We start from the raw sequence: 13,316 nt of genomic DNA, 5'->3' as shown, positions 1-13,316 counted from the left end.
CCGCTCAGGCGGCGCGCTGGCTGGCCGCCACACTACCCAGGATCAGCGCGCCCGCGGCCAGCATCGCCAGCGTGACCGGTTCGCCGAGGAACGCCCACGCGAAGCCCGCGCCGAACAGCGGCACCAGGTAGGTCACCGTCGATGCGCGGGCCGGGCCGATGCGCTGGATCAACCGGTAATACAGCAGGAACGCATAGCCCGTGCAGACCACGCCGATGGCGATGGCCGCGCCCCACGCACCCGGCGGGATGCGCGCCGTCGGCCAATGCGTCGCCGCGAACGGCAGCACCAGCAGCGCCGCGCAACCGAGCGTCGCCGCGGCTGCGGCCGCCGGTGGAATCCCCGCCAGGTGCTTGCGCACCAGGTTCACGCCCACGCCATAGAGCAATGCCGCGGTGGAACCGGCCACCACCGCGCCGCCCACGCTCAAGCCCCCGGCCTTGCTGGTCGCCAGCACCACCACGCCGACGAAGCCGACCAGCAGCGCGAGCGAACGGCGCGTACCGATCTTCTGCCCGAAGAACAGGAAGCCCACCAACGCGGCGAACAGCACGGTCATCGCGTTGCAGATCGCTCCGATCGCGGCGGGCGAACGTTGCGCCGCCCACGCGAACAGCAGGAACGGAATGGCCGAATTGATCGCGCCGATCATCGCCAGGCGCGGCCACATGCCGGCGCGGAAGTGCGCACGCTCGCGCCACAGGAACGGCAGCAGGACCAGCGCACCCAGCGCCAGCCGCACCTCGACCAGCGCGAACGGCCCGAACGGGTTCGCCGCGATGCGCATGAAGAGGAATGAGCTACCCCAGATCGCGCCCAACGCCAGCAACTCGAGCGGCGTGCGCCAGTCGCGCCCGGCCACCTGCGGAATGGGGTCTAAGGTGGTCGTCGCCTGTGCCATCGCGGGAGCCTTGTTCGTGTCGGGCACCATTCTGGCGTAACGCGATAGCCCTACAAGCGCGTACGATACGCCCAAGCCACAAATCTGGCTTGTGCCTGGAGTCCCCCCATGAGCCTGCGCCCCGCCCTGCTACCCGCCCTCGGGGTTTTCGCCGCCGCCGCGCGCCACCAGAACTTCGCCCAAGCCGCCGACGAACTGCACCTCACGGCGAGTGCCGTCAGCCACCACGTGCGCAAGCTGGAGGCGCTGCTCGGCGTGGTCCTGTTCCAGCGCCACGCGCGCGGCGTGAAGCTGACCCTGGAAGGCAGGCAACTGGCCGATGCCGCCAACGCGGCGCTGGGCGATATCGACGCCGTGGCCTCGCACCTGAAGCTGGCCGGCAAGACCACCACCCTGCGCATCACCACACTGCATTCGCTCGCCTACTGCTGGCTGCTGCCGCGGCTGCCGCGCTTCTGCGCGCGCCATCCGCACATCCGCCTGCACGTGGATACCGGCATCGCGCTGACGCGCTTCGATGACGAAGGCCCCGAACTCGGCATCCGCCACGGACCCGGGCATTGGGCAGGCCTGACCGCGCACCACCTGATGGACGACGAACTGTTCCCGGTCGCGTCGCCCGCCCTGCCCGGCATCGACGCCGTGCTGGAACCGCGCCAGATCGCCCGGCTTCCGCTGGTGACGGACCTGGCGCTGCAGGGCTGGCGCGAGTGGTTCCGCGCCGCGGGCGTACGCGGGCTGCGCCTGCCGGCGATGCACAGCTTCAACGACAGCACCGATGCGATGCGCGCGGCCGTGTACGGCGTCGGTGCAGCGCTGGCGCGCCGCCATGTCGCCCAGCCGTATCTTCAGCGGTACGAACTGGTACGGCTACCGGGCCCCGCGCTGAAAGCGCGCTTCGCCTACTACGCCGTGCATCCGGCGCACAAACCGCCCAGCGCTGTCGCGCAGGCCTTCATCGACTGGCTGAAGGAAGAGGCGCGCGACGAGCACACGCCACTGCCGCCGATGCCGGACGATTTCCTGGGCCGCCGCGGCGCTTGATTCCACGCGCATTCGGTCAGGGCACGGCCTTGAGTGTCTGGACGACCACGGGCTTCAGCGCGCGGATATGGGGGTCGTCGGACTGGTCGGCTTCCAGATGGATGCTCATCAGGAACGCCATCAGATCGTGGCGACGTGCGAGCCATGCGCTGTCGGCGTACGCCTGCTCCGCCACGCCGAGCCGGGCTGGCAACGCCCCGAACAACCGCGTCCACGCCGCCTCGTCCAGCAGCCCCCGTTTGGCGGCGTACAGCACCGGCCGTGCCAGCCGCCCCGGCTCGCCGAAGACGTAGGCGTGCGTGCTTTCCGGCACCACCTGTTCCGCCACGGCCTGCAGCAACACATCCACCTGCGCGCGCTCCACCTGCTCGTTGAGCACCAGTTGCAGCAGCCAGTCGGCCCCATGCGCCACGCCGTGCCGCCACCCCTCGACCGCATCGAAACCGCGATAGTCGCGCACCGATGCCAGGTAGGCGGCGGCGCGCGCGACCATGTCGGCGCGTTCCTCGACCAACATCCAGGGCGCGATGCGGTCGGTGCGCGCCACCTCCGACAACACCAGCGCGGCGAAGGGCGGGCCGAATCCCGCGGCGTCCTCGCGGCCGAGCATCGCGTACAGGCGGTCGCGCAAGGCGCGGCGCTGCGCCACGTCCACCTGGCCCGCGCGCAGCCAGGTGCTGAGGCCTTCGTACGCCACGCCATCGCGCAAGGCGGGATCGGGATCGGCCAGGCACGCCGGCAGCCCCGCCACTAGGGCGGCGCGCACGTCGTCGGGAACGGCGAACTTCTGCTCGCGCAACAACTGCAGCGAAGCCGGATCGGTGCCCTCGGGCGGACATGCCGCCTGCGCAGCCGAGGAGAGCAGCAGACCCGCCAGCACCCACCATGTCGAAGTGCGCATCGTCATCTCTCTGCGTTAGTCGCGATGGTCAGAGGCTGGCGCCGTCGAAGGGCGTCATCTTCAACCCGGCCAGGTCCACACCCGGCAGGCAGCGCACGTTGACAGCCACCATCTGCGCACCGGTCTTGGGGTGAGCCGCCTCGCCGTACGGCGCGATCCCGCAGACGGCGCAGAAGTGGTGGCGGATGTCGTGCCTGTTGAACGTGTAGGTCGACAGGTCGCCTTCGGGCGTCTTCAACACCAGCGCCTCGCGCGGGGCGAACCACAGCAGACCACCGCGCCGGCGGCACAGCGAGCAGTTGCAATCGATGACCTCTGCGATGTCGCCTTCGACCTCGAAGGCGATGCGTCCGCAGTGGCAGCTTCCCTCATGCGTCATGTCAGGTTCCTCGGGTGGACTCGCCCAAGCGTATATCGAATGGCACGGGTACAGGCATGACCTTCGGCCTATCCTGTGCGCTCCGCTCACGCCGCACCGCAACAGGATTCCCATGCGCAAGACCCTGCTCGCCGCCGCCCTGCTGGCCTCGATGACCGCCTGCCAGAAGAGCGAAGCTCCCACCGCCGCCCCGGCGGCCGACACCGCAGCCACCCCCGCCGACACCGCCAAGGCCGATGCGGCCTTCGCCGACCTCTCCAGACGCGCGCTGGAAGGCTGGCTGCAGCTCTCGCCGGTCAGCGCCACCCAGATCGGCGAACACAAGTACGACGGCGAACTCGACGACCTGAGCGCCGCCGGCCGCCAGAAGGGCCTGGCGTTCAGCAAGAAGATCCTGGCCGAACTGGACGCCACCGACACCGCCGCGCTGTCGCGCGAGAACCAGGTCGACGCCGCCATCCTGCGCAACCAGCTGCAGTACGACATCTGGACCGCGGAAACCCTGCAGAGCTGGGCATGGGATCCGCAGGTCTACAACAACGTCGCCGGCGGCGCGATCTACGGCCTGATGGCGCGCGAATTCGCACCCCTGCCGGAACGCCTGAAATCCGCCACCGCGCGCATGCAGAAGATCCCGGCGCTGCTGGCGCAGGCGCGCGAGAACCTGGATCCGGCGCGCGTGCCCAAGGTGCATGCCGAGACCGTCGCCAAGCAGAACGCCGGCATCCTCAGCATCGTCGACACCTTCATCACCCCGAACCTCAAGGACCTGCCGGAAGCCGACCGCGCGCAGGCCGAAGCCGCCATCGACGGCCTGAAGAAGGCCGTGGCCGAGCACCAGGCCTGGCTGGACAAGACGCTGGTCCCGAACGCGAAGGGCGACTTCCGCATCGGCCAGACGCTGTACGACCAGAAGCTGCAGTTCGCGCTGCTGTCGTCGCTGTCGCGCGCCGACATCAAGCAGCGCGCCGAGGGCGAACTCAAGCGCGTGCGCGAGGAAATGTACGGCATCGCCCGCACCGTGCTGAAGGACAAGCCCGGCGCGCCCGCGCTGCCGGAAACGCCCACCGCCGACGAGCAGCAGAAGGCGATCGAGGCCGCGCTCGAGCTGGCCTACGCCGAGCGTCCGGCGCGCGACAAGGTGGTGCCGGATGCCGAAGCGGCGCTGGCGCAGGCCACCGAGTTCGTCCGCCAGCACGACCTGGTCACGCTGCCGGACGCGCCGGTGGAAATCATCGAGATGCCGGAGTTCCAGCGCGGCGTGGCGGTGGCGTACTGCGACTCGCCAGGCCCGCTCGACAAGCACCTGAAGACCTTCTACGCCGTCTCGCCGATTCCGGACGAGTGGGACCAGAAGCAGGTCGACTCGTTCCTGCGCGAATACAACAGCCGGATGATCCACCTGCTGAGCATCCACGAAGGCACGCCGGGCCACTACCTGGAAGGCTGGCACTCGGCCAAGTTCCCGTCGACGCTGCGCGCCGTGCTGCGCTCGGGCATGTTCGCCGAGGGCTGGGCGGTCTACACCGAGAAGATGATGGCCGACGCCGGCTACCTGGACAACGATCCGCTGTTCCGCCTGGTGCAGATGAAGTTCTACCTGCGCACGATCGCCAACGCGATCCTCGACCAGGGCGTGCAGGTGGATGGCTGGACGCGCGAACAGGCGATGGACCTGATGGTGCGCCAGACCTTCCAGCAGGAACGCGAGGCCGCCGGCAAGTGGACCCGCGCACAGCTGACCTCGGCGCAGCTGCCGACGTACTTCGTGGGCGTGCAGGAGCACTTCGACATGCGCAAGGCCGCGGAAGCCAAGCTGGGCGCGCAGTTCAACCTGAAGGCCTACCACGACCAGGTGCTGTCGTACGGCGCGCCGCCGGTGCGCTTCGTCCGCCAGCTGATGCTGGACGAACCGATCAAGTGACGCCCCGGCGCGCGCGCCAGCGCGCCTTTGCCGGGACGTCATCCCCGCGAAAGCGAGGATCCAGCGACTTCCCGGCATCCCTCAACGAAGAAGGGCAGGCACATCGCCTGCCCTTTTTCATGCTTCATGCAACCGAGCGCCGGCAACCAGCACCCCATTCGCATCGGCATAGACCCAGTCGCCCGGCGCGATCGACAGGCCGGCGAACGCCACCGGCACGTCCACGTCGCCCAGGCCGCGCTTGTCGGTCTTCATCGGATGCGATGCCAGCGCCCGCACGCCGAGCGGCAAGGCGGCGAGCGCGTCAACGTCGCGCACGCAACCGAAGATCAGGAAGCCGGACCACCCGTGTTTCACCGCATTCGCCGCGATATGGTCGCCCAGCAACGCGCGCCGCAGCGAACCGCCACCATCGACCACCATCACCCGGCCCTCGCCCGGCGTCGCCGCCAGTTCGCGCACGCGTGAGTTGTCCTCGAAACACTTGACCGTCACCGCCGGTCCGGCGAACGCGATGCGTCCGCCGTAGCCGCGGAACACCGGCTCGGCGACCTGCACGTCGGGGTACTGGTCGCAGAGGTCGGGCGTGGTCCAGGACATGCGGCATCTCCGAGGGCGGCGGTTGACCGCATGGTAACGCGGACGCGACGGGCACCGGGCTATGCTTCGCGCATGGACGACCTCTTCGCTTCCCCGCCTCCCCTCGCCACCGACGGCATCCGCGTCGGCATCGGCGGCTGGACGTTCGCGCCGTGGCGTAAGAACTTCTATCCCGATGGCCTGGTGCAACGGCGCGAGCTGGAATACGCCAGCCGCCAGCTGACCGCCATCGAGATCAACGGCACCTACTACAGTGCGCAGAAGCCGGCGACCTACGCCAGCTGGCGCGACCAGACGCCGGACGGCTTCGTGTTCTCGGCCAAGGCGCCCAAGCGGATCATGCAGTCGCGCTCGCTGGCCTCGACGCGGGTGCAGGTGGAGGATTTCGTCGGCGGCATCGCCGAACTGGGCCCGAAGCTGGGGCCGCTGGTCTGGCAGTTCGAAGCGGGACGACGCGTCGATGCGGACGAACTCGATGCCTTCCTGGCGTTGCTCCCGCGCGACGTGGATGGCCGCCCGCTGCGGCATGCGCTGGAGGTCCGCGACCCCGCCGCCGTGGACGCGGACTTCATCGAACTCGCACGTCGCCACCAGGTCGCCACGGTCTTCACCGATTCCACCGACTACCCGTCCTTCGCCGACCTCACCGCAGATTTCGTCTACGCACGCCTGATGCGCTCGCAGCCGATCGAGACCGGTTACCCGCCGAAGGAGTTGACGCAATGGGCCGAGCGCGCACGCGCCTGGTCGCGCGGTGAAGACATCGCCGAACTGCCGCACGTGGGCGAGCCTGCGCCCGTGCTGCCCCGGCGCGACGTGTTTCTGTACTTCATCAGCAGCGCCAAGGAACGCAATCCTGCAGCGGCGATGGCACTGATCCGCGCACTCGCGAACCCTCAGTAGCGCAATGGCCGCTTCGCGATGATCCAGGCGGCCACGCCGGCACCGATCACGCAGGTGAAGGCCACATAGTGCGCGGGCGCCAGCGGGCCCCACGCCTCCGCCAGCCAGGCGAGCAGCGGCGGGGTCAGGGCGCCGAACACCGCGTACGCCACGTTGTAGGAAAACGACAGGCCGGAAAATCGCACTTCCGGTGGGAACGCCGCGACCATCAGCGCCGGCGTCACGCCGACCACCCCGCAGCAGAGGCCGGCCAGCGTGTACCAGGCCACGAACTGCGCTTCGTGTCCCGCCAACAGCGCGCCGTACAGCGCGTAGGCGGCCACACCCAACCCCAGCGAACCCGACAGCAGCGCGCGTCCCACGCCGATCCTGTCCACCGCCCAGCCGGCCGCCAGGCAGCCGAACACCAGCGCCAGCGTCGCCAGGCTGTTGCCGTGGAACGCGACCGCGGGCGCGATGCCGAAGCTGGTCTGCACCAGGGTCGGCGTCAGCAGCACGATCACGACGATCGCCGCCGTCAGCTGCCACGAGGCGAGGATCGACAGCACCACGGCCGGTCGATGCGCCGCGAGCACCTGCTTGACCGGCACCTGCCGGGCGAGCTGCCGGCGTTCGCGCATCTCGACGAAGACCGGCGTTTCTTCCAGCCAGCGCCGCAGCCATACCGCGACAAAGCCGAACACGCCGCCGATCAGGAACGGCACGCGCCATACCCACGCCTGCACCTCCGCGGCGCTGTAGCGCGTATTGATCCACGCGGCCAGCAGCGAGCCAATCAGGATGCCGGCGGTCAGGCCGGCCGTCAGCGTGGCGCAGGCAATGCCCACGCGGCTGCGCGGCACGTGCTCGGCGACGAACACCCAGGCACCCGGCACTTCGCCACCGACCGCGATGCCCTGCACGATCCGCATCGCCAGCAACAGCAACGGCGCCAATGCACCGACCTGCGCATGCGTGGGCAGCAGGCCGATCAGCAACGTCGGCACCGACATCATGAAAACACTGAGCGTGAACATGCGCTTGCGACCCAGGCGGTCGCCGAAATGCGCCATCACGATGCCGCCCAGCGGACGCGCCACGTAGCCGGCGGCGAAGATGCCGTACACCTGCAGCTGCGCCAGCCAGGGTGCCGTGCCGGGCGGGAAGAACAACGCGCCCAGCGTCTTCGCGAAAAACACGAACACCACGAAGTCGTAGAACTCCAGCGCGCCACCCAGTGCCGACAGGCCGAGCGTCTTCGCATCGCGGCGATCGAAGGGCCGCGGGATCGGCTGCGATGCGTCGGGGGAGGTCATGCGGAAGTCCTGAATGGCGCTACGGGCGTGGCGCGCGAACATGGCATGCCGCACGGGACGCGTCCAGCGGCCCCTGGTCTCCTGTAGGAGCGACGTCAGTCGCGACCGTACACCAGGCCTGCCAGAGCAGCTGGCGATCCTAGACGCCGTGAGCGGCGCAGTCTTTCCTGACCGGTAGGTTCGCGGTCGCGACTGACGTCGCTCCTACAGGGGACGCCTGCGTCGACCGAGTAGATGATCCAGGCCCACCACGACCAATCCCAGCACCACGAACACGGCCATCACACCCAGGGCGTTGACGCCGACCCGTGCCCAGCCGAGCTGGGCCACGTCGATGAACGGATACGGGTACTCGCCCACCCACGCGCCTCGCAGGAACACCCAGACGACATAGCCCAGCGGGAACAGCAGCCATCCCGCCACGTCGCGCCAGCGCAACGCGCCATGCGGCACGCAGGCCAGCCACCATGCCCAGTACGCCAGCGGCACCGCGTAGTGCAGGCCGGTGTCGGCCCACCACTGCGCGCCCTGCGGCTGCCACAGATGGCGCAGGATGAAGAAATAGATGCTGCCGGTGACGCCGATGTAGAGCGCGACTGCGCCGCGCACGCGGGCCTGCGCGAAGAATCCCGGCTGCCCCGCCGCTGCCGCGCAGGCGGCCAGCATGACCGCGATGTTGCTGAGGATGGTGAAGTAGGTGAGGAACCGCACGGTGCCCAGCACCACGCCGACGTTGTCGCGGGTCAGCTGCAGGATCAGCACGTACTGCAGGACCAGCGCGGCCAGCGACAGCAGGCCCACGAGGGTGGCGCAGACGCGGGATGGGACGGCAAGCGGTGCGGGCGGCATCGGACATCCTCGGTCCACGGTCCTGCCAGCTTGCCACGGCCGGGCGCCGGTCGGGAGTGGTCCGGTCGCCAGCCACGCAGCGCTTCGGCGACAATGCGCGCATGCCGATGACCCCCACCGCCAAGGCCCAGCTGCAGATCCACCTGTGCGTGCTGCTGTGGGGCTTCACTCCCATCCTGGGCAAGCTGATCAGCCTGTCCGCGCTGCCGCTGGTGTGGTGGCGCATGCTGATCGTGGTCGCGGCGCTTGCGCTGCTGCCGCGCGTATGGCGCGGCCTGCGCGCGATGCCGGCGAAACTGGTGCTGGCCTACTGCGGCATCGGCCTGATCGTCGCCCTGCACTGGCTGACGTTCTATGGCGCCATCAAGCTGTCCAACGCCTCGGTGGCCGTGACCTGCATCGCGCTGGCACCAGCCTTCACCTCGGTGATCGAGCCCTGGCTGACGCGACGACCGTTCTCGTGGCGGGAGTTGCTGTTCGGCATCGCGGTGTTGCCCGGCGTGGCGCTTGTGGTGGGCGGCATTCCCGACGGCATGCGGCTGGGCGTGCTGGTCGGCGCGCTGTCGGCGTTGCTGGTGGCGCTGTTCGGCCCGCTCAACAAGCGCCTGATCGACCACGGCGAACCGCTGACGATCACCGGCCTGGAACTGGGTGCGGGCACGCTGCTGCTGACCGCGCTCGCGCCGCTGATGCCGGTGCTGTTCCCGGCCTTCGCCGGCGACCTGTTCGTACTGCCTGGACTGAAGGACGGCGTGCTGCTGGTCGTGCTGTCGCTGGCCTGCACGCTGCTGCCGTTCGCCCTGTCGCTGGTGGCGCTGAAACACCTGAGCGCCTACGGCGTTCAGCTGGTGACCAACCTGGAACCGGTCTACGCCATCGTGCTGGCCATCGTGCTGCTGGGCGAACAGCGCGAACTGACCCCGCTGTTCTACCTGGGCGTGGGCATCATCCTGGCAGCGGTGTTCCTGCACCCGCTGACGCAGCGTCCGAAACGCATCGAGCATCCGGAAGTGCTGGGCACGTCGGAAGCCAAGAACATCGTCGAATGAAGATCCCGGATTCCTGCACCCTGCCGTTCGCCGCGGCCCTCGTCGCGCTGACGATGGCGCCCGCCGCCTCGGCGGCCACGCCCGTGTACCGCGAGATCAAGGACTGGGTGGTGGCCTGCGACAACACCGCGCGCTGCGAAGCGATCGGCATGCAGGAGGCGTATCCGCAGCTCATCCTGCGGCTGGTGGTCGATGCGGGTCCTTCGGGCGAACCTGAGCTGTCGCTGGAATCGGAGGCTCCCGTGGCCGCGCGCGACCTGCGCCTGGACGGCGCCCGGTTCGCTGCTTCGTCCCTGCTGCAGTCGGCGACAGGCGATGAAGGCGTTCAACGTATCGGGCAAGACGGCGCGCAGGTGCGTACCTTCCTCGACGCGGTCCGCAACGGCACCGACCTGCGGGCAGCCATCGGCGAGGGCGCTCCCTCCGCCTCCCTCGCCGGCCTGTCGGCCGCCCTGCTGCTGATCGACGAAACCCAGGGGCGACTGGGCACCACGACGGCCCTGCTCAGACGCGGATCGCTGCCTGCCGCGAAGGTGCCGGCGGCGCCGGCGGCGCCGTTGCCGACCCGCGCGGTGGTGGCGCCTCCGCTGGACGACGCCGAGGCGTCCCGCCTGGTGGCGCGGGTGCGCCTGCAGGCGGCGGACGACGTACGGCGCGAGGACTGCTTCGTAGTACCCGACACTGCATACGACGAAGCGCACGCACTGGACGACGATGAGGCACTGGTCGCGCTCGAGTGCTGGCGCGGGGCCTACCAGTCGTCCAGCCTGCTGTTCCGCGTGCGCCGCGACGGCGCCGGTGCGCCACGCCGCCTGCGATTGACGGTACCCGTGCAGGACGAGGGTGCGCCACGGGTGATCGACGCGTTCACCAATGTCGGGTTCGGGCAAGGCCAGCTGTCGCACTTCGCCAAGGGGCGTGGCCTTGCCGACTGCGGCGAAAGCGCCACCTGGGCGTTCGACGGCCGCGACTTCCGCCTGCAGCGCTACCACCGCCTGGGGTGGTGCCGCGGCGGGAATCCCGGCGACTGGCCCACCCTCTGGCGTACCCGCGGGGATTGAGCCGCGCGCGGATCAGCGCGCGACGACCACCGGCACCGGACTGGTCGCGATGACCTTCAGCGCCACCGAGCCGACCAGCAGCTGCTTCAGCGCGCCCCGGCCGTGCGTACCCATCACGATCAGGTCCGCCTTGCCCGACTTGGCCTGCTTGACGATGCTCTCGGCCGGCTCGCCCACCACGACCTTCTCGGCGAACGGGATCTGCGCGCGCTTCAGCGCCGTGCGTGCCTTCTTCATGGCGTAGGCGCCGTTCTCGGCGTGGTAGCGCTCCACACCGTCGCTGCCCAGTTCGAGCGCCACCGAACGCAGCAGCGGCGGGTCGACGTAGAGCAGGGTCACCGCAGGCGTTTCCGCCAGCGACTTGCTGAGCTCCACCAGATGGCGAACCGCGGCCAGGCCGATCGCGCTTCCATCCACTGCCAACAGGATCTTCATCGTCGTGCTTCCCGTGCATGGCGATCGCCCGATGCGCCGCCCATGTGAACAGCATGCGTCAACGCGTCGCAGCGCGCATTGATCGCGATCAACTCAGTCCGCGGCGACCACGCGGTCGCGTCCGCCGCGCTTGGCTTCGTACAAGGCCTGGTCGGCGCGACGGAACAGGTCCTCGGCGGCATCTCCGCGCCGGTGCGTCGCCACGCCGATGCTGACCGAGACCGGCAGGCCGATCGGCAGCAGGCCCACGCTCTGGCGCATGAACTCGCACTGCAGGCGCGCCTCCTCCAGCGTGGCACCGGGCAGCAGGACGACGAACTCCTCGCCGCCGTGGCGCGCCGCCATGCCGCGCCCGGCCGCCTGCGACTTCAGCATGTCGGCCAGCGCGACCAGTACGCGGTCGCCTTCGTCGTGCCCGTGGAGGTCGTTGATCGTCTTGAAGTGGTCCACGTCCACCACCGCGACCGCCAGCGGGTCCCCGGTCCCCGTGGTTCTCGTGATCGCTCCCTCCAGCGCGGCGGCGAACGCGCGGCGGTTGGGCAGGCCGGTCAGCGGATCGGTGCGGGTCTGCTCGGACAGTTCGGCGTTCTGCTGCTCCAGCTGTGCCTGGTAGAGTCGCATCTGCTGCTCGTACCAGGCGCGCTCGCGCAGTTGGTGACTCAGGTCGCGGCTGACGCGGCGCAGCTCCAGCAGGTGCGTGACCTGGCGCGACAGGGCCTCCAGCGCCTCGCACTGGAACGGCGCCAGGTCGCGCGGCTGGTCGTCCACCACGCACAGGGCGCCCAGCGCGAAACCCTCGCGGGTCAGCAGCGGCGCCCCGGCGTAGAAGCGGATGCCGTTCTCCGCAGTGACCAGCGGGTTGTCGGCGAAACGCGTGTCGCGGGTGGCATCCGGCACCACCATCGTACGCTCCGGCGCGAGGATGGCATGGGCGCAGAACGACGATTCACGCGAGGGATCCGGATGTTCGATCCCCACCTGCGCCTTGAACCACTGGCGGTCGCGGTCGATCAGGGTGACCGCCGCCATCGGAACGCCGCAGATACCGGCCGCGATGCGGACCAGATCGTCGAAGCCCTGCTCCGGCGCGCTGTCCAGGATGTCGAAGCTGTACAGCGCGTCCAGGCGCGCTTCCTCGTTGTCGGGCTTCGGCGGAGGGCTCATGCCGTCACGGGATCGGGAAGACCGGCGCAGTATGCCGCGATGCCGCCCCGCCGACGCGGGCCGTGCCGCGACCGCGGTCACGCTATCGCATCACCAGCTTTCCTGCTGCGGCAGCAGGCCGCGCAGTTCCTGGTCGGTGAGGTTGCGCCAGCGGCCCACCTTCAGGTCGCCCAGCTTCACGTTGTCGATGCGCACGCGCCGCAACTGGGTGACGCGGTAGTCGAACGCCGCGGCCATCAGGCGGATCTGTCGGTTCAGGCCCTGGGTCAGGGTGATGCGGAAGCCGAACTTGGCGATGCGGCTGGTCCGGCACGGCAGCGTCATCTGCCCGTGCACGCGCATGCCGCGCGCCATGCCGCGCAGGAACTCGTCGGTGACCGGCTTGTTCACCGCCACCAGGTACTCCTTCTCGTGGCGGTTCTCGGCGCGCAGGATCTGGTTGACGATGTCGCCGTTGCTGGTCAGCAAGATCAGGCCTTCCGAATCCTTGTCCAACCGCCCGATCGGGAAGATGCGCTGCTCGTGGCCGATGAAGTCCACGATGTTGTCCTTCACCGACGACTCGGTGGTGCAGGTGATGCCGACGGGCTTGTTCAGGGCGATGTAGACATGCCGGCGCTTGCCCGCCTTTGCCGTGCGCACCTTCAGCGGTTGGCCATCGACCAGGACCTCGTCGCCCTCGCCCACCACCGCGCCGGTGCCGGCGGTCATGCCGTTGACGGTGACGCGCCGCTCGGCCAGCAGGCGGTCGGCCTCGCGGCGGGAGCAGAAGCCGGTTTCGGCGATGAACTTGTTCAGGCGGGTGGTCATG

General features: G+C 69.4%; 14 protein-coding genes. 5 read left to right on the top strand and 9 right to left on the bottom strand.

Annotation, left to right across the window (positions count from 1 at the left end):
* Positions 1-4: 4 nt before the first annotated feature.
* Complete coding sequence (locus IAE60_RS09270) at positions 5-901, bottom strand: DMT family transporter (RefSeq protein WP_187572036.1); 897 nt, start codon at positions 899-901, stop codon at positions 5-7.
* A 108-nt stretch (positions 902-1,009) separates the two neighbouring features.
* Here IAE60_RS09270 and IAE60_RS09265 point away from each other — a divergent pair, with 108 nt between their 5' ends.
* Positions 1,010-1,945 carry a LysR substrate-binding domain-containing protein gene (locus IAE60_RS09265; RefSeq protein ID WP_187572035.1) on the top strand — a complete coding sequence of 312 codons (936 nt, stop codon included), beginning with the start codon at positions 1,010-1,012 and terminating at the stop codon, positions 1,943-1,945.
* Positions 1,946-1,961: 16 nt separating this feature from the next.
* Here the strand turns inward: IAE60_RS09265 and IAE60_RS09260 are convergent, their stop codons facing one another.
* Together IAE60_RS09260 and IAE60_RS09255 are read right to left on the bottom strand one after the other, a co-directional pair.
* Positions 1,962-2,846, bottom strand: coding sequence for a DUF2785 domain-containing protein (locus IAE60_RS09260; RefSeq protein ID WP_187572034.1), 885 nt, complete (start codon positions 2,844-2,846; stop codon positions 1,962-1,964).
* Between the two features lie 28 nt (positions 2,847-2,874).
* Entirely contained in the window at positions 2,875-3,225 is a 351-nt protein-coding gene (locus IAE60_RS09255) for a GFA family protein (RefSeq protein WP_187572033.1), read from the bottom strand.
* Between the two features lie 112 nt (positions 3,226-3,337).
* Between IAE60_RS09255 and IAE60_RS09250 the strand changes: the two genes are divergently transcribed.
* Positions 3,338-5,149: a DUF885 domain-containing protein gene (locus tag IAE60_RS09250; protein WP_187572032.1), complete on the top strand. Its 1,812-nt coding sequence runs from the start codon at positions 3,338-3,340 to the stop codon at positions 5,147-5,149.
* 117 nt (positions 5,150-5,266) lie between these two features.
* Here the strand turns inward: IAE60_RS09250 and rraA are convergent, their stop codons facing one another.
* Positions 5,267-5,749 (bottom strand): ribonuclease E activity regulator RraA, encoded by a 483-nt coding sequence (rraA, locus tag IAE60_RS09245; RefSeq protein WP_187572031.1) that lies wholly within the window; start codon positions 5,747-5,749, stop codon positions 5,267-5,269.
* Between the two features lie 72 nt (positions 5,750-5,821).
* Between rraA and IAE60_RS09240 the strand changes: the two genes are divergently transcribed.
* Positions 5,822-6,652, top strand: a complete 831-nt coding sequence (locus IAE60_RS09240; RefSeq protein WP_187572030.1) for a DUF72 domain-containing protein — start codon at positions 5,822-5,824, stop codon at positions 6,650-6,652.
* Here the strand turns inward: IAE60_RS09240 and IAE60_RS09235 are convergent.
* Both IAE60_RS09235 and IAE60_RS09230 read right to left on the bottom strand, forming a co-directional pair.
* A complete protein-coding gene (locus IAE60_RS09235; RefSeq protein ID WP_187572029.1) occupies positions 6,646-7,947 on the bottom strand; it encodes an MFS transporter in 1,302 nt (433 codons plus the stop codon). The two genes, IAE60_RS09240 and IAE60_RS09235, sit on opposite strands and share 7 nt — an antisense overlap.
* A 204-nt stretch (positions 7,948-8,151) precedes the next feature.
* On the bottom strand, positions 8,152-8,796 hold the full coding sequence (locus IAE60_RS09230; RefSeq protein WP_187572028.1) for a Pr6Pr family membrane protein: 645 nt from the start codon (positions 8,794-8,796) through the stop codon (positions 8,152-8,154).
* 101 nt (positions 8,797-8,897) lie between these two features.
* On the opposite strand from IAE60_RS09230, the gene IAE60_RS09225 reads away from it, so the two are divergent.
* Both IAE60_RS09225 and IAE60_RS09220 read left to right on the top strand, forming a co-directional pair.
* Positions 8,898-9,845: a DMT family transporter gene (locus IAE60_RS09225; protein ID WP_187572027.1), complete on the top strand. Its 948-nt coding sequence runs from the start codon at positions 8,898-8,900 to the stop codon at positions 9,843-9,845.
* Positions 9,842-10,906 carry a DUF1176 domain-containing protein gene (locus IAE60_RS09220; protein ID WP_187572026.1) on the top strand — a complete coding sequence of 355 codons (1,065 nt, stop codon included), beginning with the start codon at positions 9,842-9,844 and terminating at the stop codon, positions 10,904-10,906. The genes IAE60_RS09225 and IAE60_RS09220 overlap by 4 nt, the downstream gene beginning before the upstream one ends.
* 12 nt (positions 10,907-10,918) lie before the next feature.
* On the opposite strand, the gene IAE60_RS09215 is transcribed toward IAE60_RS09220, so the two are convergent.
* The 3 genes from IAE60_RS09215 to IAE60_RS09205 all read right to left on the bottom strand — a co-directional run bounded on the left by IAE60_RS09215 (position 10,919) and on the right by IAE60_RS09205 (position 13,315).
* Positions 10,919-11,341, bottom strand: coding sequence for a universal stress protein (locus IAE60_RS09215; RefSeq protein WP_187572025.1), 423 nt, complete (start codon positions 11,339-11,341; stop codon positions 10,919-10,921).
* Between the two features lie 93 nt (positions 11,342-11,434).
* Complete coding sequence (locus IAE60_RS09210; protein WP_187572024.1) at positions 11,435-12,505, bottom strand: GGDEF domain-containing protein; 1,071 nt, start codon at positions 12,503-12,505, stop codon at positions 11,435-11,437.
* Positions 12,506-12,595: 90 nt separating this feature from the next.
* Positions 12,596-13,315 (bottom strand): pseudouridine synthase, encoded by a 720-nt coding sequence (locus tag IAE60_RS09205; protein ID WP_187572023.1) that lies wholly within the window; start codon positions 13,313-13,315, stop codon positions 12,596-12,598.
* Position 13,316: the final 1 nt, after the last annotated feature.

This window comes from Pseudoxanthomonas mexicana, assembly GCF_014397415.1.
Taxonomy (GTDB): domain Bacteria; phylum Pseudomonadota; class Gammaproteobacteria; order Xanthomonadales; family Xanthomonadaceae; genus Pseudoxanthomonas_A; species Pseudoxanthomonas_A mexicana.
This window is presented reverse-complemented; position numbering and strand designations above follow the sequence as displayed.

Coding starts and splice junctions, on each gene's coding strand:
- IAE60_RS09235 (WP_187572029.1), bottom strand. CDS start 7,947: ATGACCTCCCCCGACGCATCGCAGCCGATCCCGCGGCCCTTCGATCGC.
- IAE60_RS09260 (WP_187572034.1), bottom strand. CDS start 2,846: ATGCGCACTTCGACATGGTGGGTGCTGGCGGGTCTGCTGCTCTCCTCG.
- IAE60_RS09230 (WP_187572028.1), bottom strand. CDS start 8,796: ATGCCGCCCGCACCGCTTGCCGTCCCATCCCGCGTCTGCGCCACCCTC.
- IAE60_RS09265 (WP_187572035.1), top strand. CDS start 1,010: ATGAGCCTGCGCCCCGCCCTGCTACCCGCCCTCGGGGTTTTCGCCGCC.
- IAE60_RS09215 (WP_187572025.1), bottom strand. CDS start 11,341: ATGAAGATCCTGTTGGCAGTGGATGGAAGCGCGATCGGCCTGGCCGCG.
- IAE60_RS09270 (WP_187572036.1), bottom strand. CDS start 901: ATGGCACAGGCGACGACCACCTTAGACCCCATTCCGCAGGTGGCCGGG.
- IAE60_RS09250 (WP_187572032.1), top strand. CDS start 3,338: ATGCGCAAGACCCTGCTCGCCGCCGCCCTGCTGGCCTCGATGACCGCC.
- IAE60_RS09220 (WP_187572026.1), top strand. CDS start 9,842: ATGAAGATCCCGGATTCCTGCACCCTGCCGTTCGCCGCGGCCCTCGTC.
- rraA (WP_187572031.1), bottom strand. CDS start 5,749: ATGTCCTGGACCACGCCCGACCTCTGCGACCAGTACCCCGACGTGCAG.
- IAE60_RS09205 (WP_187572023.1), bottom strand. CDS start 13,315: ATGACCACCCGCCTGAACAAGTTCATCGCCGAAACCGGCTTCTGCTCC.
- IAE60_RS09210 (WP_187572024.1), bottom strand. CDS start 12,505: ATGAGCCCTCCGCCGAAGCCCGACAACGAGGAAGCGCGCCTGGACGCG.
- IAE60_RS09255 (WP_187572033.1), bottom strand. CDS start 3,225: ATGACGCATGAGGGAAGCTGCCACTGCGGACGCATCGCCTTCGAGGTC.
- IAE60_RS09240 (WP_187572030.1), top strand. CDS start 5,822: ATGGACGACCTCTTCGCTTCCCCGCCTCCCCTCGCCACCGACGGCATC.
- IAE60_RS09225 (WP_187572027.1), top strand. CDS start 8,898: ATGCCGATGACCCCCACCGCCAAGGCCCAGCTGCAGATCCACCTGTGC.